The 20,157-nt window shown below is 68.3% G+C and carries 16 protein-coding genes; 15 read left to right on the plus strand and 1 reads right to left on the minus strand.

Going from position 1 to position 20,157, the window contains the following annotated elements:
* Positions 1-5: 5 nt before the first annotated feature.
* Entirely contained in the window at positions 6-749 is a 744-nt protein-coding gene (locus tag ABN028_RS07165) for a M50 family metallopeptidase (RefSeq protein WP_349696037.1), read from the plus strand.
* Positions 750-770: 21 nt separating this feature from the next.
* Here the strand turns inward: ABN028_RS07165 and ABN028_RS07170 are convergent, their stop codons facing one another.
* Complete coding sequence (locus tag ABN028_RS07170; RefSeq protein WP_349696038.1) at positions 771-1,532, minus strand: alpha/beta hydrolase; 762 nt, start codon at positions 1,530-1,532, stop codon at positions 771-773.
* 557 nt (positions 1,533-2,089) lie between these two features.
* Here ABN028_RS07170 and ABN028_RS07175 point away from each other — a divergent pair.
* From ABN028_RS07175 to tyrS, 14 genes are all read left to right on the plus strand, one after another.
* Positions 2,090-4,054 carry an ABC transporter substrate-binding protein gene (locus ABN028_RS07175; RefSeq protein ID WP_349329252.1) on the plus strand — a complete coding sequence of 655 codons (1,965 nt, stop codon included), beginning with the start codon at positions 2,090-2,092 and terminating at the stop codon, positions 4,052-4,054.
* Positions 4,055-4,099: 45 nt separating this feature from the next.
* Entirely contained in the window at positions 4,100-5,092 is a 993-nt protein-coding gene (locus ABN028_RS07180; RefSeq protein WP_349329253.1) for an ABC transporter permease, read from the plus strand.
* Between the two features lie 46 nt (positions 5,093-5,138).
* Positions 5,139-6,296: an ABC transporter permease gene (locus tag ABN028_RS07185; protein ID WP_349329254.1), complete on the plus strand. Its 1,158-nt coding sequence runs from the start codon at positions 5,139-5,141 to the stop codon at positions 6,294-6,296.
* Between the two features lie 84 nt (positions 6,297-6,380).
* Positions 6,381-8,651 carry an ABC transporter ATP-binding protein gene (locus tag ABN028_RS07190; RefSeq protein WP_349329255.1) on the plus strand — a complete coding sequence of 757 codons (2,271 nt, stop codon included), beginning with the start codon at positions 6,381-6,383 and terminating at the stop codon, positions 8,649-8,651.
* A gap of 96 nt (positions 8,652-8,747) precedes the next feature.
* Positions 8,748-9,785, plus strand: a complete 1,038-nt coding sequence (argC, locus tag ABN028_RS07195) for an N-acetyl-gamma-glutamyl-phosphate reductase (protein WP_349696039.1) — start codon at positions 8,748-8,750, stop codon at positions 9,783-9,785.
* The gene (gene argJ, locus ABN028_RS07200) at positions 9,782-10,933 is read left to right on the plus strand and encodes a bifunctional glutamate N-acetyltransferase/amino-acid acetyltransferase ArgJ (RefSeq protein WP_349329257.1); all 1,152 of its coding nucleotides are present in this window, start codon (positions 9,782-9,784) and stop codon (positions 10,931-10,933) included. The genes argC and argJ overlap by 4 nt, the downstream gene beginning before the upstream one ends.
* Before the next feature lie 64 nt (positions 10,934-10,997).
* Positions 10,998-11,915, plus strand: coding sequence for an acetylglutamate kinase (argB, locus tag ABN028_RS07205; RefSeq protein ID WP_349696040.1), 918 nt, complete (start codon positions 10,998-11,000; stop codon positions 11,913-11,915).
* Positions 11,912-13,120, plus strand: a complete 1,209-nt coding sequence (locus tag ABN028_RS07210) for an acetylornithine transaminase (RefSeq protein WP_349329259.1) — start codon at positions 11,912-11,914, stop codon at positions 13,118-13,120. Before argB ends, ABN028_RS07210 begins: the two co-directional genes overlap by 4 nt.
* On the plus strand, positions 13,121-14,059 hold the full coding sequence (gene argF / locus ABN028_RS07215) for an ornithine carbamoyltransferase (RefSeq protein WP_349696041.1): 939 nt from the start codon (positions 13,121-13,123) through the stop codon (positions 14,057-14,059).
* Entirely contained in the window at positions 14,056-14,637 is a 582-nt protein-coding gene (locus ABN028_RS07220; RefSeq protein ID WP_349329261.1) for an arginine repressor, read from the plus strand. Before argF ends, ABN028_RS07220 begins: the two co-directional genes overlap by 4 nt.
* A 4-nt stretch (positions 14,638-14,641) precedes the next feature.
* On the plus strand, positions 14,642-15,841 hold the full coding sequence (locus ABN028_RS07225) for an argininosuccinate synthase (protein WP_349329262.1): 1,200 nt from the start codon (positions 14,642-14,644) through the stop codon (positions 15,839-15,841).
* A 203-nt stretch (positions 15,842-16,044) separates the two neighbouring features.
* The gene (gene argH / locus ABN028_RS07230; protein WP_349329263.1) at positions 16,045-17,496 is read left to right on the plus strand and encodes an argininosuccinate lyase; all 1,452 of its coding nucleotides are present in this window, start codon (positions 16,045-16,047) and stop codon (positions 17,494-17,496) included.
* The gene (locus tag ABN028_RS07235) at positions 17,493-18,212 is read left to right on the plus strand and encodes a DNA-3-methyladenine glycosylase (RefSeq protein WP_349696042.1); all 720 of its coding nucleotides are present in this window, start codon (positions 17,493-17,495) and stop codon (positions 18,210-18,212) included. The genes argH and ABN028_RS07235 overlap by 4 nt, the downstream gene beginning before the upstream one ends.
* A complete protein-coding gene (gene tyrS / locus ABN028_RS07240) occupies positions 18,209-19,489 on the plus strand; it encodes a tyrosine--tRNA ligase (RefSeq protein ID WP_349696043.1) in 1,281 nt (426 codons plus the stop codon). The genes ABN028_RS07235 and tyrS overlap by 4 nt, the downstream gene beginning before the upstream one ends.
* Positions 19,490-20,157 lie beyond the last annotated feature (668 nt).

The following is a 20,157-nucleotide window of genomic DNA, read 5'->3' on the forward strand; positions in this document are numbered from 1 at the left end:
GCCCGATGTCCTCCCTTGACGAACTGTGGAAGGACGTGACCGGTGTTCAGCAGGAGTCGCCTGCCATCGAGGTCCTCCTGTGCAGCCTGCCGGCACTCGCGGCCGTCATGCTCGGGAACCTCTGGCGCTGGGCGCGCAACGTCGTCACGATCGCGCACGAAGGCGGCCATGCGCTGGTCGCGTTACTGGTGGGGCGGCGGCTGAGCGGCATCCGGCTGCACTCCGACACCTCCGGCGTCACGATCTCGCGTGGCCGACCGACCGGCCCCGGCATGGTGGCGACCGCACTCGCCGGCTACGTCGCTCCGTCGCTGCTCGGACTGGGCTTCGCGGCGATGCTCACGGTGGGCCGGATCACGGCACTGTTGTGGCTCAGCATCGCCGCCCTCGCCGCCATGCTCCTGCTGGTCCGCAACGCCTACGGCATCCTTTCCATCCTCACCACCGGGTTGGCCATCTTCGCCGTCTCGTGGTTCGCGCCCGAGCGGGCTCAGGCCGCACTCGCGTACTCCTTCACGTGGTTTCTGCTCTTCGCGGGAGTCCGGCCGATCGGCGAACTCCAGCAGAAGCGAGCCCGCCGGGCGGCGCGCGATTCCGACGCCGACCAGCTGGCCAGGTTGACCGGCGTGCCGGGGCTGGTGTGGGTGACGTTCTTCGGACTGGTCGCCGTTGGCGCGCTGGTGATGGGTGCCAGCCTGCTCGTCAGCTGGACCGACCTCGCCCCGACGCTCGACCCGGCAGCCGGCTAGGTGCAGCCAGATCACCAGGGTCTAGACGCGATCCAACGCTTCCAGTACGGAACGTGCTGTCATCGAGCCGTCACGGAGTGACTGCGCGCTGTTGCCGGGGCGGGAACGTTTCGTTACGTGGTCGTCGTCGGCCCAGACGATGGAGGAATGATCGGCGTCCGGGACCTCGGTGAGCGTCACGTCCCATCCACCGTTCCTGAGTACGCCGGCCACACTTCGGGACTGCTCGATGTCGACGACCGGATCGGACGTGCCGTGCACCAGGGTGACGGGCAGGGGAGCCGCGGTGGAGGATCGTGCGTCCTCGAGGGGAATCGATCCGGTGGTGGGCGCGTCGGAGTTCTGCCCGTGCGGGCGCGGACCATAGCCACCGGCGATCCCGACGAACGCACCCGGTCGCCAGCCGTTCACGACCTCCGGGCGCAGGACGAGTCCCATTCCGGCACGAGCACCACGGGACCACCCGGCGAGCACGAACCGTGAAGAGTCGCCACCGTACGCATCCATTCGGGTACGTGCGAACTCCAACGAGGCAAGCAGATGCGCGCGCCCACGGTCCGCCGCCGAGGAACGCCAGTCGGGTACGACCACAAGAGAGCCGCCACGGGCGACCGCGCGCGCGAGTGGTGCGAGAACGCCGCGTTCGGCAACGCCGACGCCGTGCCACAGAAGGACGACGGGAAGGCGCTCGGTCGAGTCCGGGGAGATGCCAGGTCGATAGATGTCGAGGCACTCGCCCAGCCCGTAGTCGACCTGCCGGTTGCTGACGGCCGCTGCTCCCATGAGGACCTTCCATGCCTCGGACAGGAAAGCCATCGTAGATCGGGCAGGAAGGTGCCGCCTCCGGTGCGGCAGACGAGGCGGTGAGATGAAAGGGGGCGTGCGAGATCGCGGAGCATCCGTGTGAGAGAACCCCGGACGCCCCACGATCATCGCGACGCCCGACCCATTCCCCTGCTCAGGTTAGGTTCCCCTGGCCTCGGTGTCCATCCGCGTACCGCTGGTGAAACGCCACGGTCCGCGGAGATGCATTACCCAGCACTCAGGATCCTCGGGCCCCTCTGAGTTCGAAACGTTTCGCGCTGTCACCTGTGAATGTCCGGTTACGGACCTGTGAAGGGATGGGGGCGTCTGGGCTGTTGTCCGGGCATGGCTCGGGCCTTATCGTCACGTCAACCAATCACGATGACGGGGGCGGGAGCGGGTCCGGGGAACCGCTCCGTGGACGTGGTCGGTGACGTGTGTCCGACTACTGACGCGCTGACCTGTTTTTGACAATGGGAGAGCGCTTACCACGTGTCCGAAAGCTACGACGGAGCCCCGACGGAAGGGGTCGCACGATGACCACATCGCACGACAACCACGTGCGCGTGACGCGACGAGACCTGTTGCTCTGGGGCGGGGGCGCCCTCGCGGCCGCATCGCTCACGAGTTGTTCATTTCTCTCGACTGATCCTTCGGGGAAGGGCGGCGGGCCCGCTGCCGCCAAGAAGGGCAAGGAGGCTCCGAGCCTCGCGAAGCTCGTCAAGAGCGGGGAGCTGCCGAAAGTTGCCGAGCGGCTCCCGAAGAATCCGCTCGTCGTGCAGCCCGTCGACAAGGTGGGCGCATACGGCGGGAAGATCCAGACGGTGCTGCTCAACGCCACCGACACGCCTTGGCTCGGCCGCATCGTGGGCCACGAGCCCCTTGCCCGGTGGAACACCGACGCCACCGCGGTGGAGCCGAACGTCGCCGAGTCGATCGAACCCTCCAGCGACGCGATGGAGTACACCATCACGCTGCGGGAGGGCATGAAGTGGTCCGACGGTGAGCCCTTCACCGCCGACGACCTGGTGTTCGCGTTCGATGAGGTCATCCTCAACGAGGAGCTCACCCCGGTGATTCCCGAGGTCCTCACGAGCGACGGCAAGCCGGCGAAGCTCGAGAAGATCGACGACGTCACCGTCAAGATCGTCTTCCCGGCGCCGAACGGTCTCTTCTACAAGAAGCTCGGCAACCAGGGGCAGCTGATCGCCTGGCCGAAGCACTACATGGAGCAGTTCCACAAGAAGTTCAACCCCGACGTCGAGGCGCTCGCCGAGCAGGAGGACATGGCGGCCTGGACCGACCTCTTCTTCGCGAAGGCCGACGTGTGGGCAAACCCCGACGTGCCACGGCTGCACGCCTGGAAGGTCCTCAACCCGTTGGGTAAGGGAACCCGGGTCACCCTGGAACGCAACCCCTACTACTGGAAGACCGACCCCGACGGCAGCCAGCTGCCCTACATCGACGAGGTCGTCTACGACCTCAACACCGACGCCCAGGTGATCCTGCTCAAGGCGACCAACGGTGAGCTGTCGATGAGCACGCGGCACATCAACACGCTGCCGAACAAACCGGTGCTCGCCAAGGGCCGCACGGAGGGCGACTACCGCTTCCTACGCCTCGAGAACACCGTCATCAACGACATGGTGATCTCGCTGAACCTGACCCACAAGGATCCGGTCAAGCGCAAGATCTTCCAGAACAAGGACTTCCGCATCGGTCTCTCCCACGCCATCAACCGGCCGGAGATGATCACGGCGACCTGGCAGCGTCAGGGTGAGCCCTTCCAGGCGGCGCCGGACCCCCGCTCGGAGTTCTACGACGAGGAGTTCGGGAAGCAGTACACCGAGTACGACGTCGCCCTCGCCAACGAGTCCCTGGACAAGGCCGGCCTCACCGAGAAGGACGGCGACGGTTTCCGGCTGCGTCCGGACGGCAAGCGGCTGTTCATCCAGATCGAGGTCGCGAGCCCGGCGCTCGTTCCGTTCTGGGTCGACGGTGCGACGCAGGTCGCGCAGTTCTGGAAGGCGGTCGGCGTCGACACGGCGGTCAAGAACGAGGACCGTTCGCTGTTCTACGAACGCAAGGACGCCAACGAGGCGGACTGCACGGTGTGGACCGGCGACGGCGGCCTCAAGTGCGAGATGATCGAGTGCCGGTGGTGGTTCCCCTTCACCAACGAGTCCAACTACGCCCCGATGTGGCAGCTGTACTTCAACTCCCGCGGCGCCGACGGTGAGAAGCCGCCGCCGGAGACGTTGAAGCAGATGGAGCTGTACTGGGAGATGGTGCAGACTCCCGACGAGGCCGGTCAGAAAGACCTGTTCCGGCAGATTCTCCAAATTGCCAAGGAGCAGTTCTACGCTATCGGGACAGTGCGGATCCCTGAGGCGTACGGCATCGCGAAGAACAACCTGCACAACCTCCCCGAGATCTTCCCGGAGTCACACATCTGGGCCTGCCCGGCCAACACCAACCCGGAGCAGTGGTACTTCTCCTAGGGGCATGTCCGCAAGGCTTCGCTGCGTAGCAGGAAGGCGGCAGTTGTGTTGACCTATATTGGGCGCCGGGTCCTGTTGATGGTGCCCGTGTTGTTCGCCATCTCGGTCGTGGCGTTCGTGATCATCCAGCTGCCGCCTGGCGACTACCTGACGACGCTGGTGTCGCAGTTGCAGGCGCAGGGCGACACGGTGGACCAGGCCCAGCTGGCGCAGCTGTCGGCGCGGTACGGGCTCGACGATCCGGTGTTCGTTCAGTACCTCAAGTGGATCACGAACATCCTGTTCCATGGTGACTTCGGTACGTCGTTCGCGTGGAACAAGCCGGTGTCGTCGCTCCTGGCCGAGCGGCTTCCGTTGACGATCGTTCTGGCCGTGACGACCCTGCTGTTCACCTGGGTCGTCGCGTTCCCGATCGGCGTCTACTCCGCCGTCCGGCAGTACTCCGCCGGTGACTACGCGGCGACCACGCTCGGCTTCCTCGGGCTCGCGATCCCGGAGTTCCTGATCGCGCTCGTGCTCATGTGGATCGGGCTGAACTACTTCGGCCAGAGTGTCGGTGGGTTGTTCTCACCGGAGTGGCAGGACGAGCCGTGGAACCTCGGCAAGCTGATCGACCTGTTGAGTCACCTGTGGGTCCCGGTGGTGGTGTTGGGCATGGCGGGTACGGCGGGCCTGATCAGGGTCCTGCGGGCCAACCTGCTGGATGAGTTGCACAAGCCGTACGTCATCGCCGCCCGGGCACGTGGGATGCCCGAGCGGCGACTGACGGTGAAGTATCCGCTTCGGGTGGCACTGAACCCGTTCGTCTCGACGGTCGGTTGGGTGTTGCCGGGACTGGTGTCCGGTGAGGTCATCGTGGCGCAGGTGCTGTCCCTGCCGACGACCGGGCCGTTGCTGCTGGACTCGCTGAAGAGCCAGGACATGTACCTCGCGGGCTCGGTGATCCTGATCGTGAGTGTGCTGACCGTGATCGGCACGCTGATCTCCGACATCGCCCTGGCCTGGCTGGATCCGCGGGTTCGGTTGAGGTACCGGTGAGAGTTGACGTGGTGGCGACGGGCGACCCGACTGGTGGGAGCAGACCATGACGCAGATAGTGGCACCTGGGCAACAACTGGACCCGCAGTCATCCGGTGCCGTCACGACCGCTGACGAGGCCGCGGTCGCGGTTGCGCCACAGTGGAAGCTCGTGTGGTGGGGCTTCAAGCGGCACCGCCTGGCCATGGTGGGCATGGTCGTCACCGCGGTGATCTACCTGTTGGCGATCTTCGCGGAGTTCCTGGCGCCGTATTCCAGCAGCCACTACAACCCTGACTATGCGTACGCGCCGCCGCAGAAGCTGCACGTGCTCGACGGGGGCGACGTCGGGTTGTACGTCTACGGCTACAAGTCCTCCCAGGATCCGGAGACGCTCGAGCTGACCTGGACGACGGATGAGTCGAAGAAGATCCCGGTGAGCTTCTTCGCCAAGGGCGAGGAGTACAAGCTCTTCGGGCTGATCCCCGGCGACCGGCATCTCATCGGACCGTCGGTCGAGACCAAGAACACGCCGATGTACCTGTTGGGCGCGGACCGTAACGGCCACGATCTGCTGTCGCGGATCATCCACGGGGCGCGGGTCTCGATGTCGATCGGCCTGGTCGGCGTCGGTGTGGCGTTCGTCCTGGGCATCGTGCTGGGCGGCGTGTCGGGGTTCTTCGGCGGCGTCGTCGACACGGTCATCCAGCGCGGGGTGGAGTTCTTCATGTCGATCCCGACGCTGCCGTTGTGGCTCGGTCTGGCGGCCGCGGTACCACCTGGGTGGGGGCCGTTGAAGAGATACTTCGCCGTCACCGTGATCCTTTCGATGATCGCGTGGACGCACCTCGCACGGGTGGTGCGAAGCCGGTTCCTCTCGCTGCGGGAGGAGGACTTCGTGACAGCTGCCCAGGTCGACGGCGCGAGCCAGCCGCGGATCATCTTCCGTCACATGCTTCCCTCGTTCTCCAGCTACCTGATCGCCTCCCTCACCCTGTCGATCCCCGGGATGATCCTGGCGGAGACCTCACTGTCGTTCCTCGGTCTGGGTCTGCAGGAGCCGGTCGTGAGCTGGGGCGTCCTGCTCCAGCAGGCTCAGAACATCCGCGCAGTGGCGACCGCGCCGTGGCTGTTGTTGCCCGGTTGCCTCGTCGTGGTCACGGTCCTTGCGTTGAACTTCCTGGGTGACGGACTCCGCGATGCGGCCGACCCGTACAAGCACTAGCGGCACCGCCGCAAGCCCGAGCGCCAACCCGCGGCCGATGCAGTTTGGGCCGGCCAGAGCCTCAGCCGCACGCGAGGAGACGTGATGAGCCAGACCCGCGAGACCCGGGAGATCGTCGAAGGCGGGAGCCCCACACCCGCCGCCACCGGGACGATTGCCACCTCACCGGGTGCCTCGACCGGCAACGGCGAGGAGCCGCTGCTCCAGATCACGGATCTGAAGACGCACTTCCACACGAGCGAAGGTGTCGTACGCGCCGTCGACGGGGTGGACCTGGCGGTCCCGCGGGGCAAGACGCTCTGCGTGGTCGGCGAGTCCGGGTGCGGCAAGTCGGTGACGGCCCGGTCGATCCTGCAGTTGGTCGAGCGCCCGGGCCAGATCGTCAACGGCACCATCAACTGGCGTCCGGACGTCACCGCGGAGTGGTCCGATCTGGCGGCGCTGGACACCCGCGGCGAGGACATCAGGCGGGTCCGCGGCGCCGAGATCGGGATGGTCTTCCAGGAGCCGATGGCGTCCCTGTCGCCGATGTACACGGTCGGCGACCAGCTCATCGAGGCGATCCTGCTGCACGAGGACCTGCCGAAGGCCGAGGCACGTGAGCGGGCGATCAGCCAGCTGCGCCGGGTGGGTATCCCGCAGCCGGAGCGGCGGGTGGACGCCTTCCCGTTCCAGCTCTCCGGCGGTATGTGCCAGCGGGTGATGATCGCGGTTGCGTTGTCGTGCGACCCGGCCCTGCTGATCGCGGACGAACCCACCACGGCGCTGGACGTGACGACGCAGGCTCGGATCCTCGACCTGCTGGGTGATCTGCAGGACCAGACCGGCATGGCGATGGTGTTCATCACCCACGACCTGGGAGTGGTCGCCGAGATCGCCGACGAGGTGACGGTGATGTACCTCGGCAAGGTCGCCGAGCACGGTACCGTGACGGAGATCTTCGAGGCGCCCAAGCATCCGTACACCCAGGCGTTGCTGCGGTCGATCCCGACGATGCGGGGCACGTCGGACCGGCAGCGGCTCGCCACCATCCGTGGGATGGTCCCGCACCCGCAGAACCGTCCGTCCGGGTGCCCGTTCCACACCCGGTGCGAGCACGCGATCGCGGGGCTGTGCGACACGACCGATCCGCCGTTGATCCGGTTCGACTCCGGCCAGATCGCGCAGTGCCACCTGTACGAACCGGACGGCCAGCTCAAGGACTCAGAGGCGCCGAAGGTCGCCGCTGCCAAGACGGCCGCCCACGGTGGTGACGGCGGCGGGGGCGCCCACGCCGCGTCGTCGACCACCACCCGGTCGCGGCGGCTGGCTGAGGCGGCAAGTGCCCAGACCAAGGCGCTGGTCGACATTCGCGACCTGGCCATGCACTTCCCGATCAAGCGCGGGATGTTCGGCCGTTCTGCCGGGGCGATCCGCGCGGTCGACGGCGTCGACCTCACCATCCAGCCGGGCGAAACCCTCGGTCTGGTGGGGGAGTCCGGCTGCGGCAAGACGACCGTGGGGCGTTGCCTGGCACGGGTTCTCACGCCGACCGGCGGGCAGATCAACTACCAGACATCCTCGGGTCAGACGGTGGACCTGGCCGGGCTGGGCACGCGGGAGCTCAAGGCGTACCGCCGGGAGATCCGGGTCGTCTTCCAGGACCCCTTCTCCTCGCTCAACCCGCGGATGACGCTGCTCCAGCTTGTCGGTGAGCCGTTGAAGACGAACGAACTGGCCACGGGTTCGGCGATCCAGGACCGAGTGGCGGAGATGCTGCGCCGGGTGGGCCTGCGGCCGGAGTACATGCACCGCTACCCGCACGCGTTCTCCGGGGGTGAGCGGCAGCGGATCAACATCGCCCGTGCCCTGATCACCGAGCCCCGGCTGGTGATCTGCGACGAGGCGGTCTCGGCGCTCGACGTGTCCGTACGCGCGCAGATTCTCAACCTGCTCGCGGACCTGCAGGACGAGTTCAACCTGACCTATCTGTTCATCTCCCACGACCTGTCGGTCATCGAGCACCTCTGCGACCGGGTGACGGTGATGTACCTCGGCAAGATCGTCGAGACCGCGGAGACGTCGGCGCTGTACTCCAAGCCGGACCACCCCTACACCGAAGCGCTCCTCAACGCCGTACCCCTGCCTGACCCGCAGAAGCGGCGGGGCCGGCACGAGCACGCCCTTCCCGACGACCTTCCCGACCCGTCGAACCCACCCCCGGGGTGCCTGTTCCACACCCGCTGCCCGCACGTCCAAGCCGAACGCTGCAACTCCGAGATCCCCGAGCTGCGGACAACAGGCGACGGCCACGTCGCCGCCTGCCACTACTCCGAGAACCTCACCCTCGCGGGGGCCGCGGGCACCCGGCGCTGACTCCGACCCCGCCCCAACGGGCCGGTTGCATGAGATTGCGCTGTACGGCATACTCATGCACTGGTCGTGGTGGAGCGGAATCGAGGAGTCGAGCGCATGGGTTTCACGGTGGCGGTCGCCGGCGCGAGCGGGTATGCCGGTGGCGAGGTCTTACGCCTCCTCCTCGGACATCCCGAGATCGAGATCGGGGCGCTGACGGCGGCCGCGAGTGCCGGCACCCGCCTCGGCCAGCATCATCCCCACCTGGTGGGGCTCGCCGATGAGGTGCTCGGCGAGACCACGACGGAGCAGCTTGCAGGACATGACGTCGTGTTCCTGGCGTTGCCGCACGGGGAGTCCGGCGCGGTGGCGGCGAGCCTTCCCGACGACACGCTGGTGATCGACTGCGGCGCCGACTTCCGGCTGGCCGACGCGGCCGACTGGGAGCGGTGGTACGGCGGGAAGCACGCGGGGACCTGGCCCTACGGCCTGCCCGAGTTGCCCGGCCAGCGCGAGAAGCTGCGTACGGCACGGCGGATCGCGGTCCCGGGGTGCTATCCGACCGTGTCGAGCCTCGCGTTGTACCCGGCGGTGGCTGCCGGACTCGTCCGACCGGAGGACGTGGTGATCGTGGCGGCGTCGGGCACGTCCGGTGCCGGTCGTACGCCGAAGCCGCACCTGCTCGGGAGCGAGGTCATGGGTTCCACCTCGGCGTACTCCGTTGGCGGCACGCACCGGCACACGCCCGAGATCGAGCAGAACCTGCGCCCGGCGGCGGGACCTGACCAGAAGGTCTCGGTGTCGTTCACGCCGGTCCTGGTGCCCATGCCGCGCGGGATCCTCGCGACGTGCACGGCCCAGGTGCAAGGCGAGGTTGACACCGCCCGGGCGCGGGAGGCGTACGCCGAAGCGTGGACAGGCGAGCCGTTCCTCCACCTGCTGCCGGAGGGGTCCTGGCCCACGACGGCGGCGACCCTCGGCGCCAATGCCGTGCATGCGCAGGTCACCGTCGACGAACGTGCCGGCCGGCTCGTCGCGGTCGCCGCGATCGACAACCTGACCAAGGGCACCGCCGGTGGTGGCGTCCAGTGCATGAACCTCGCTCTCGGCCTGCCGGAGACGACAGGCCTCACCACGATCGGACTGGCACCATGAGCGTCACCACGCCCCAGGGATTCCGCGCCACCGGCGTGACGGCCGGACTGAAGCCGAGCGGCAAGCCCGACATCGCCCTCGTCGTCAACGACGGGCCAAGCTTCGCCGCCGCGGCGGTCTTCACGGCCAACCGCTGTAAGGCGAATCCCGTGTTGTGGAGCGAGCAGGCCTGCAAGGACGGGCAGGTCCGTGCCGTCGTCATCAACTCCGGCGGCGCCAACTGCTACACCGGCACCGAGGGTTTCCAGAACACCCATGCGTCGGCGGAGCTCGTCGCCGCCAAGCTGGGCATCGGCGCGATCGATGTCGCCGTCTGCTCGACGGGCCTCATCGGCGAGCAGTTGCAGCGGGAGAAGCTGCTCGCCGGCATCGCCGACGCCGCCGCGCAACTTGCGGTTGACGGTGGTGATGACGCCGCCACGGCGATCATGACGACCGACACGCGATCGAAGCAGGCGGTGTATGCGGGGACCGGCTGGAGCGTGGGCGGCATGGCGAAGGGTGCGGGCATGCTGGCACCGTCGCTCGCCACGATGCTTGTGGTGCTCACCACCGATGCCGACGTCGAGGCGGCGACTGTCAACCGCGCCCTGCGCGAGGCGACGGCCGCGACCTTCGACCGGCTCGACTCCGACGGCTGCATGTCGACCAACGACACTGTCCTGTTGATGGCGAGCGGCGCCGCCGAAGTCGCGCCCGCGTACGACGAGTTCGCCACCGCGGTGCGCGAGGTCTGCCACGACCTCGCCCAACAGCTCATCAGTGACGCGGAGGGCGCCGAGCACGACATCGCGATCGAGGTGGTGAACGCCGCCAGTGAGGCCGATGCGCTCGAGGTCGGCCGGTCGATCGCGCGGAACAACCTGTTCAAGTGCGCGGTCTTCGGCAAGGACGCCAACTGGGGCAGGATTCTGGCCGCTGTGGGTACGACGGACGCGGCGTTCGACCCGGCGACCCTCGACGTGGCGTTCAATGGCGTGTGGGTCTGCCGCGACGGCGGCATCGGCGAGTCCCGCGACCTGGTGGACCTGTCGGCCCGTCAGGTGAAGGTGAGCGTCGATCTCAAGGCAGGCAGCGAGTCCGCCACCATCTGGACCAACGATCTGACTCATGCGTACGTCCACGAGAACTCGGCGTACTCCACCTGAACACCACCTGGACACCACCTGAGAACGGGCGGCCGGACGAGATCATGAACCTCTTGAAGAGCCTATGAGCACGGTGAAGAAGCGCGACCAGACCGAGGCGCAGACGAAGGCCGGAACACTGATCGAGGCGTTGCCCTGGTTGGAGGAGTTCCACGGCTCGATCGTCGTCATCAAGTACGGCGGCAACGCGATGACCGACGACACGCTCAAGCGAGCTTTCGCCGAGGACATCGTGTTCCTGCGTTATGCCGGTCTGCGTCCCGTCGTCGTCCACGGCGGCGGTCCGCAGATCAGCGAGATGCTCGGCCGGCTCGACATCACCAGCGAGTTCCGCGGCGGGCTGCGGGTCACCACGCCGGAGGCGATGGAGGTCGTCCGGATGGTGCTCGTCGGCCAGGTGGGCCGTGAGCTCGTCGGACTGGTCAACTCGCACGGCCCGTTCGCGGTGGGGCTGTCGGGGGAGGACGCGGGTCTCTTCACCGCCGAACGACGGATGGCGACCGTCGACGGCGAGGAGGTCGACATCGGTCTGGTCGGTGACGTCGTCTCGGTGCGGCCCGAGGCGGTGCGGGATCTGATCGACGCGGGCCGTATTCCCGTGGTCTCGAGCGTGGCGCCCGACATCGATGGCCTGGTCCACAACGTCAACGCCGACACGGCCGCCGGCGCTCTCGCGGTCGCGTTGGGCGCCCGGAAGCTCGTCGTCCTCACCGACGTCGACGGTCTCTACCGCGACTGGTCGGCCGGCGGTACGAACGGCGAGGTGATCAGCGAGCTCGACGCCGACGAGCTGACCGATCTCCTGCCCACCCTGGCGTCGGGCATGGTCCCGAAGATGGAGGCGTGCCTCCGGGCGGTTCAGGGTGGCGTGCCCCAGGCGCACGTGATCGACGGCAGGGTGGCGCATTCGCTGCTGTTGGAAGTGTTCACCAACGAGGGGATCGGCACGATGGTCGTGCCGACGACGAAGGAGGAGACGTGAGTCTCGCGCCGCAGTACGACGCATGGGCCGACCGGTTCGAAGGGGCCCTGATGCCGACCTACGGTCGTCCCCCGGTGGCGCTGGCGCGCGGCGAGGGGTGCGCGGTGTGGGACGTCGACGGCAAGCGATACTTCGACTTCATCGCCGGCATCGCCGTGTCGTCACTGGGACACGCCCACCCTGCCCTCGTCGAGGCTGTGTCGCGGCAGGTGGCGACTATCGCGCACACGTCCAACCTCTTCCTGCACCAGCCGGAGGTCCTGCTTGCCGAGAAGCTGCTCGCACTGCTGGGGCACGAGGGGCGCGTCTTCTTCACCAACAGCGGGACCGAAGCCAACGAAGCGGCGTTCAAGCTCGTCCGCCGGCACGCCGCCGGCACCGGTCGAGGGTTCGTCGTCGCCGCGCTGGACGGCTTCCACGGCAGGACGATGGGCGCACTCGCACTCACCGGCAAGGCGGCCATCCGCGAGCCTTTCGCACCGTTCGGTGTCGATGTGCGGTTCGTGCCGTACGGCGACGCCGCGGCGCTGAAGGAGGCCGTCACCGACGAGTGCGCGGGGCTGTTCCTGGAACCGGCGTTGGGGGAGGGCGGGGTGGTCCCGGCGCCGGACGGGTACCTCGCGGCGGCCCGGGAGATCTGTGACGCGACGGGTGCGGTGTTCGTCCTCGACGAGATCCAGAGCGGCATCGGGCGTACCGGCTGGTGGTTCGCCCATGCACGCGACGGCGTGCGGCCCGACGTCCTTACGCTCGCCAAGGGTCTCGGCGGCGGGCTGCCGATCGGGGCGTGCATTGGCGTGGGTGAGTTCGGCACGACCTTCGACAAGAGCGAGCACGGCTCGACGTTCGGCGGTAACCCGGTCGCGTGTGCGGCCGCGCTCGCGGTCCTCGAGACGATCGAGCGGGACGACCTGCTCGGGAACGCCGCGACGACCGGGGGAGAGCTCGCTGACGGCATCGCCGCGCTGAGCCATCCCCTGCTGGGAGGCGTCCGCGGTCGTGGTCTGTGGCTCGCCGCCGTCCTCACCCGGCCGAGGGCCGCCGCGGTGCAGGCGGCCGCGCAGGACGCGGGATTCCTGGTCAACGCCGTCCAGCCGGACGCCGTACGCCTGGCCCCGCCGCTCGTCGTCACCACCACCGAGGTGCAAGCTCTCCTTGACGCGTTCCCGGCGATCCTCGACGCCGGCCTGGAGAGGGAGGCGTAGATGGTGCGGCACTTCCTGCGCGACGACGACCTGTCTCCCGAAGAACAGACCCGGGTCCTCGATCTCGCCGACGCGATGAAGAAGGACCGGTTCGCCGCGCGTCCGCTGGCGGGACCGCAGGCGGTGGCGATCCTCTTCGACAAGCCGACCCTGCGTACTCAGACGTCGTTCACGGTAGGTGTCGCCGAACTCGGCGGCCATCCGATGGTCGTCGACGCCCGCCTGGCACAGGTGGGCGTACGCGAGTCGATCGCCGACACCGCGCGCGTGCTCGGTCGGCAGGTCGCGGCGGTCGTGTGGCGGACGTACGGCCAGGACCGGATCGAGGAGATGGCGGCCCATGCCGGCGTGCCCGTGGTCAATGCGCTCACCGACGACTTCCACCCGTGCCAGGTGCTCGCCGACCTGCAGACGATCCGTGAGCAGAAGGGCCGGCTGGCGGGCCTTCGCCTGACCTACCTCGGCGACGGTGCGAACAACATGGCGCACTCGTACCTCCTGGGCGGTGCGGTCGCGGGCATGCACGTCCGTATCGGCACCCCGGACGCCTACCAACCCCATCCCGGCATCCTCGATCGGGCGGCGGCGATCGCCCGCGAGACCGGCGGTTCGGTCGCGGTCCTGCACGACCCGCGCAAGGCGCTGGAGGGCACCGACGTCGTGGCGACCGACACGTGGGTCTCGATGGGCCGGGAGGACGAGGCGGACGACCGCAGCGCGCCGTTCGTCCCGTACGCCGTCACCGAGGACGCGATGGCCCACGCGGCACCGGACGCGATCGTGCTGCACTGTCTGCCGGCGTACCGGGGCAAGGAGATCGCCGCCAGCGTGATCGACGGCCCGCGGAGCGTGGTCTGGGACGAGGCGGAGAACCGCCTGCACGCACAGAAGGCCCTGCTGACGTTCCTGCTGGATCCGTCGGGAGGGCGACGACGATGACCCGGGAGCAGCAGCTGACGCCGAAGTGGCCGGCGACGAAGACGGCCCGCCAGCAGTACATCGTCGAGGTCCTGTCCCGCTCAGCCGTGCGTTCGCAGTCCGAACTCGTCGACCGGCTTGCCGAGGCGGGGATCGCGGTGACGCAGGCCACCCTGTCCCGAGACCTCGACGACCTCGGCGCGGTCCGCGTCCGCAGCCCCGCCGGCGCCCTCGTCTACGCCCTGCCGGGTGAAGGCGGCGACCGGACCCCGCGGGCGGCCCCGGACGCGCCGGCGGCAGCGGAGAGCCGGCTCGCCCGGGTCTGTGGTGAGCTGCTGGTGTCGGCAGTGGCGTCGGCCAACCTGGTGGTGCTGCGGACGCCGCCGGGTGCCGCGCAGTTCTTCGCGTCCGCGCTCGACCACGCGGAGATCGCCGACATCCTCGGCACGATCGCCGGCGACGACACCGTGCTCGTCGTCGCGCGAGATCCGGCGGGCGGTGACGCCATTGCCGACCAGCTGCTCGTGCTGGCCCGCCAGCACCGCCCCGGCGGGCGACCGCCGACCCCTACTGGACCTGAGAAAGCTTCGAAGGAGTAACACCATGACCGAGCGGGTAGTTCTCGCCTACTCCGGGGGCCTCGACACCTCCGTGGCGATCGGATGGATCGCCGACCAGACCGGCGCCGAGGTGGTCGCATGCGCGATCGACGTCGGCCAGGGCGGCGAAGATCTCGAGACCGTACGCAAGCGGGCGCTGGAATGCGGAGCGGTCGAGGCGGTCGTCGTCGACGCGAAGGACGAGTACGCCGAGGAGTTCTGCATGCCGGCGTTGGCGGCCAACGCCCTCTACATGGATCGCTACCCGCTGGTGTCGGCCCTGTCACGTCCCCTCATCGTGCGGCACCTCGTCGCTGCCGCGAAGGACCACGGCGCATCCGTCGTCGCACACGGCTGCACCGGCAAGGGCAACGACCAGGTGCGGTTCGAGGTGGGCGTGGGCGCGCTGGCGCCGGACCTGAAGGTGCTCGCCCCGGTCCGCGATTTCGCGTGGACGCGCGAGCAGGCGATCTCCTACGCCGAGCAGCACGGCCTGCCGATCGACGTCTCGAAGAAGTCGCCGTTCTCCATCGACCAGAACGTCTGGGGTCGCGCGGTCGAGACGGGCTTCCTCGAGGACCTGTGGAACGCGCCCACCGAGGAGGTCTACGACTACACCCAGGACCCGTCGGTGGCACGGGAGCCGGACGAGGTCGTGGTGTCGTTCGTGGCGGGTCGGCCGGTGGCGATCGACGGCATACCGGTGACACCGCTCCAGGCGATCCAGCAGCTCAACGCCCGGGCAGGTGCCCAGGGGGTCGGCCGGCTCGACATGGTGGAGGACCGGCTGGTCGGGATCAAGAGCCGGGAGGTGTACGAAGCGCCCGGCGCGATCGCACTCATCGCCGCACACCAGGAACTGGAGAACGTCACCGTCGAGCGGGATCTCGCCCGGTTCAAGCGGCAGGTCGAGCAGCGCTGGACCGAGCTGGTCTACGACGGTCTGTGGTTCTCGCCGCTCAAGCAGGCGCTGGATGCCTTTGTCGTCGACTCGCAGACGTACGTCTCAGGCGAGGTCCGGATGGTGCTGCACGGCGGCCGCGCGGTGGTCAACGGCCGGCGTTCGGACTCCTCGCTCTACGACTTCAACCTCGCGACCTACGACGAGGGCGACGCGTTCGACCAGTCGCTCGCGCGGGGCTTCGTCGAGCTGTGGGGACTCCCGAGCAAGATCGCCGCCAAGCGCGACCAGGCCCACCCCTGACGGAACGACCGACAGAATCGGAGGGGGCCTTTCCCCCGCGCGGCGCTGACGACGGCGGTCCGCGGGAGGAGACCCCTCCGGTGATCATGATCGTGATCATGAGGGTTTTCGGGGTCCATACGCCCCTTTCCCTTCATGATCATGGAGGACTGGCGATTTCAGGTCCGGGAGCTACTTTCAGGTCCGGGAGCTAAGGGACGAGTGTGAGCAACGAACAGCCACCGGGTCAGCCGGTATCCGACGCCCAGGCCACGAGACTGTGGGGCGGCCGCTTCACCGGCGGGCCCGCTGAGGCGCTGGCCGCCCTGTCGAGGTCGGTGCAGTTCGACTGGCGACTCGCGCCGTACGACATCCGCCAGACCGGAGCACACGCCCGCGTACTGCACCGCGCGGGCCTGCTCACCGCCGACGAGCTCGACAGGGTGACCGTCGCCCTCGACGAGCTCGACACCGCCGTACGCCAGGGTGATCTCCTGCCCCAGCCCGACGACGAGGACGTCCACACGGCGGTCGAACGCGAGCTCGTCGCCCGGCTCGGCCCTCTCGGCGGCAAGCTCCGCGCCGGCCGCAGCCGCAACGACCAGGTGGCGACCGACTTCCGGCTCTACCTCCGCGACCAGGCACGTCACCTCGCGGCCGCGATCGGCGACCTCCAGCGGGCCCTGCTCGACCAGGCCGAGCACCATGCGGCCACCCCCGCGCCCGGGTTCACCCACCTCCAGCACGCCCAGCCGGTGTCGTTCGGTCACGAGCTCGCCAAGCACGTCCATGCCCTCGCCCGCGACGTCGACCGTCTCCGCGACTGGGACACCCGCGCCGCGGTCTCACCGCTCGGCTCCGGTGCGCTCGCCGGGTCCTCTCTGCCGCTGGATCCCGAGGCGGTGGCCGCCGAGCTGGGCTTCACCCGCGCCGCCGAGAACTCCCTCGACGCCGTGTCCGACCGGGACTTCGTGGCCGAGTTCCTCTTCTGTACGGCGATGCTGGGCGTGCACCTGTCCCGGCTCGGAGAGGAGTACTGCCTGTGGGCGTCGACGGAGTTCGCCTGGGTCCGGCTCGACGACGCGTTCGCCACCGGGTCGTCGATCATGCCGCAGAAGAAGAACCCCGACATCGCCGAGCTCGTCCGGGGCAAGTCGGGCCGCCTCATCGGCCACCTCACGGGCCTGCTCGCGACCCTCAAGGGCCTGCCGTTCGCGTACAACCGGGACCTGCAGGAGGACAAGGAGCCGGTCTTCGACGCGGTCGAGCAGCTCCTCCTCGTGCTGCCGGCAATGACTGGCATGGTGGCGACCTCGAGATTCGACGCCGAACGCATGGCCGCCGCCGCACCCCTCGGGTTCGCGCTCGCCACGGACATTGCCGAGTGGCTGGTACGACAGGGCGTCGCGTTCCGGGACGCGCACGAGATCGCCGGTGCGTGCGTTCAGGAGTGTGAGAAGCGCGGCATCGACCTCACCGACCTCGGCGACGAGGACCTGGCCGGTATCTCGCGCCATCTCACCCCTGAGGTGCGTACCGTCCTGAGCGTCCAAGGCAGCCTGGACGCCCGGTCAGCCACCGGTGGCACGGCGCCTGCCCGGGTCCGAGAGCAGCTCGCCGACCTGAGGGAGCGGGTGGCGGCGGACGTGGGCTGGGCCGGACAGTCGCCGGCATGACCGACGATCTGCGTGTCCTCTTCGACCGGCCCGTGCTCCAGGCAGCTCCCATGCTGCTCAACCAGATCGTCGAGCACGAGACCGACGAGGGCTTGGTCGCGGTCCGTCTCACCGAGGTCGAGGCGTACGACGGTCACAACGACCCCGGATCGCACGCCTATCGCGGCCAGACCGCGCGCAACACCGTGATGTTCGGCCCGCCTGGACACGTCTACGTCTACTTCACCTACGGCATGCACTGGTGCATGAACCTCGTCTGCGGTCCGGATGGCAGCCCGTCCGCGGTGCTTCTTCGCGCCGGAGAGGTGGTCGACGGGCAGGACCTCGCCTTGAGCCGGCGAGCCGCGGCGCGGTCGGCGCGCGATCTCGCCCGCGGGCCGGCGCGGCTTGCCCAGGCACTCGGCGTCGACAAGGCCTGCAACGGCCTGGACGTCTGTGACCCCACATCCCCGCTGCGGATCCAGCAGGCGCCACGGGTCCCCCGGTCGCGCATCCGCCGTGGGCCGCGGGTCGGCCTCGCCGGGGCCGCCGAGCGTCCCTGGCGGTTCCACACGGTGGGGGAGCCGACCGTCTCGGTCTACCGGCCACACACCCCCAAACGCCGTCGTACCGGCGAATCGGTTTCACAAGCGCCCGACCCCTCGGGCACTCTTGGAGGCGGACCTTCCGGCCAACCGGCCGGACGCTCACGGAAATCACGGAAGGAACAACGGTGACCGAAGACATTCTCGACGAGTTGCACTGGCGTGGCCTGGTCGCTGAGTCGACCGACGAAGCCGCGCTCCGGGAGGCACTCCAGTCGGGACCGGTCACCTATTACTGCGGTTTCGACCCGACCGCGCCCAGCCTGCACCACGGTCACCTCGTGCAGCTCATCACGATGCGCCGCCTGCAGCTCGCAGGCCACGACCCGCTGGCGCTGGTCGGTGGCTGCACCGGCCTGATCGGCGATCCGAAGCCGGACGCCGAGCGGACGCTGCATCCGCCCGAGGTGGTCGCGAGTTGGGTCGAGGAGATCAAGCGTCAGATCGAGCCGATCCTGGCCTTCGAAGGCCCCCACGCCGCCCGGCTGGTCAACAACCTCGACTGGACGGCGGAGCTGAGGGCGATCGACTTCCTTCGCGACGTCGGCAAGCACTTCCGAATCAACCGGATGCTGGCCAAGGAGGCGGTCAGGGCCCGGATGGAACGCGATATCGGGATCAGTTACACCGAGTTCAGCTACCAGATCCTGCAGGCTCTGGACTACCGCGAGCTGTTCCTGCGGTACGGCTGCACGCTGCAGTACGGCGGCAGCGACCAGTGGGGCAACATCACCGCGGGTGTCGACCTGCTCCGGCGCTCCGAAGGGGCGACTGTCCACGCCCTCGCGACGCCGCTGCTCACAAAGGCAGACGGAACGAAGTACGGCAAGTCCGAAGGCAACGCGATCTGGTTGTCGCCGTCGATGATGTCGCCGTACGCCTTCTACCAGTTCTGGATCAACATCGAGGACGCTGATGTCAGCAGTCACCTGAGGTTCATGAGCTTCAGGTCGCGTGAGGAGATCGAGGAACTGGAGAAGGCGACCGCTGAGCGGCCCGCCGCGCGGGAAGGGCAACGCGCACTGGCCGAGGAACTGACAACGCTCGTGCACGGCGCGGACGAGTGCGCCCGAGTGGTCGCCGCTTCCCGGGCACTCTTCGGCCGTGGCGAACTCGCGGACGTCGACGAACGCACCCTCGACGCGGCACTGCGGGAAGCACCAAACATCCGTGTCGAAACGGGCGAGACGCTCCCGGCTGTGGTCGATCTGCTGGCCGAGTCCGGCCTGGCGCAGAGCCGCGGTGCGGCGCGCCGCACGATCAGCGAGGGTGGCGCCTACCTCAACAACGTCCGGATCGAGGACGTCGACGTGGTGCCGACCGGCACGGATCTCCTTCACGGGCGGTGGCTGGTGCTTCGTCGCGGACGACGCAACGTTGCCGGCGTCGAGGTGATCCGGACCACATGATCCGGCAGGAGTAGGCGAAGCGCCAGGCCCGTTAGTGGCAGCAATCGGCAGCCGTGGGACCGGGGTCCCGTGGCTCAGGGAGACCTGGGGCGTGACCTGCTCCGATCCTTCCTGGTCCACGGGACGACCTGGACTTGACTCTGGATCGCTGCGTACGTAAGGTTCCTATTCGCCTCGCAGGGAAGTGCGGGACGCCCATCGGGCGGCCGAACCCGCGAGGAATCCTTCGAAACCTACTCAGACCGGCGCGTTCTGCGCGCCCTGGTCTGGTCGGCGGACAGGAGCCGGATCCAAGGGCCTCCCGATTTGACCGGGTTGCCAGGGAAACGGTAGCTTCAAGGTCCTCGCCGAGGAGCGGGACGCTGAAAGGCGGCCGGCCAAGCGAGGATCCCACCAGATGCGATCTGCAGGGTGCTTCGTGCGCCCTACGGATGGCGACGGTGGGGATCGGGTTCCAGCGCATCGACTCGTCGGTGAGATGGAGTCCACAAACCCTAGTCACCACCCAGGCGGCGAACCCGAGGGTTCTGCGGCTTGGAGTGCCTGATCTTTGAGAACTCAACAGCGTGCCGATAGTCGATGGTTTTGTGTTGTTTTGGCTCATGGCGCATTTTTGTGTGTTGTGGGTTTGTGTTTTTTTGGGGCCTGTTTTGGGCTTTCTGTTGGTT

The sequence above is a fragment of the Actinopolymorpha sp. B17G11 genome (assembly GCF_040196095.1).
Classification (GTDB): Bacteria; Actinomycetota; Actinomycetes; order Propionibacteriales; family Actinopolymorphaceae; genus Thermasporomyces.

What these genes read in the sequence shown, in the direction of transcription:
- ABN028_RS07220 (WP_349329261.1), top strand. Translation starts at nt 14,056, where the DNA reads ATGACCCGGGAGCAGCAGCTGACGCCGAAGTGGCCGGCGACGAAGACG.
- ABN028_RS07235 (WP_349696042.1), top strand. Translation starts at nt 17,493, where the DNA reads ATGACCGACGATCTGCGTGTCCTCTTCGACCGGCCCGTGCTCCAGGCA.
- ABN028_RS07185 (WP_349329254.1), top strand. Translation starts at nt 5,139, where the DNA reads ATGACGCAGATAGTGGCACCTGGGCAACAACTGGACCCGCAGTCATCC.
- ABN028_RS07190 (WP_349329255.1), top strand. Translation starts at nt 6,381, where the DNA reads ATGAGCCAGACCCGCGAGACCCGGGAGATCGTCGAAGGCGGGAGCCCC.
- ABN028_RS07165 (WP_349696037.1), top strand. Translation starts at nt 6, where the DNA reads ATGTCCTCCCTTGACGAACTGTGGAAGGACGTGACCGGTGTTCAGCAG.
- argF (WP_349696041.1), top strand. Translation starts at nt 13,121, where the DNA reads ATGGTGCGGCACTTCCTGCGCGACGACGACCTGTCTCCCGAAGAACAG.
- ABN028_RS07175 (WP_349329252.1), top strand. Translation starts at nt 2,090, where the DNA reads ATGACCACATCGCACGACAACCACGTGCGCGTGACGCGACGAGACCTG.
- argB (WP_349696040.1), top strand. Translation starts at nt 10,998, where the DNA reads ATGAGCACGGTGAAGAAGCGCGACCAGACCGAGGCGCAGACGAAGGCC.
- argJ (WP_349329257.1), top strand. Translation starts at nt 9,782, where the DNA reads ATGAGCGTCACCACGCCCCAGGGATTCCGCGCCACCGGCGTGACGGCC.
- argC (WP_349696039.1), top strand. Translation starts at nt 8,748, where the DNA reads ATGGGTTTCACGGTGGCGGTCGCCGGCGCGAGCGGGTATGCCGGTGGC.
- ABN028_RS07225 (WP_349329262.1), top strand. Translation starts at nt 14,642, where the DNA reads ATGACCGAGCGGGTAGTTCTCGCCTACTCCGGGGGCCTCGACACCTCC.
- ABN028_RS07170 (WP_349696038.1), bottom strand. Translation starts at nt 1,532, where the DNA reads ATGGGAGCAGCGGCCGTCAGCAACCGGCAGGTCGACTACGGGCTGGGC.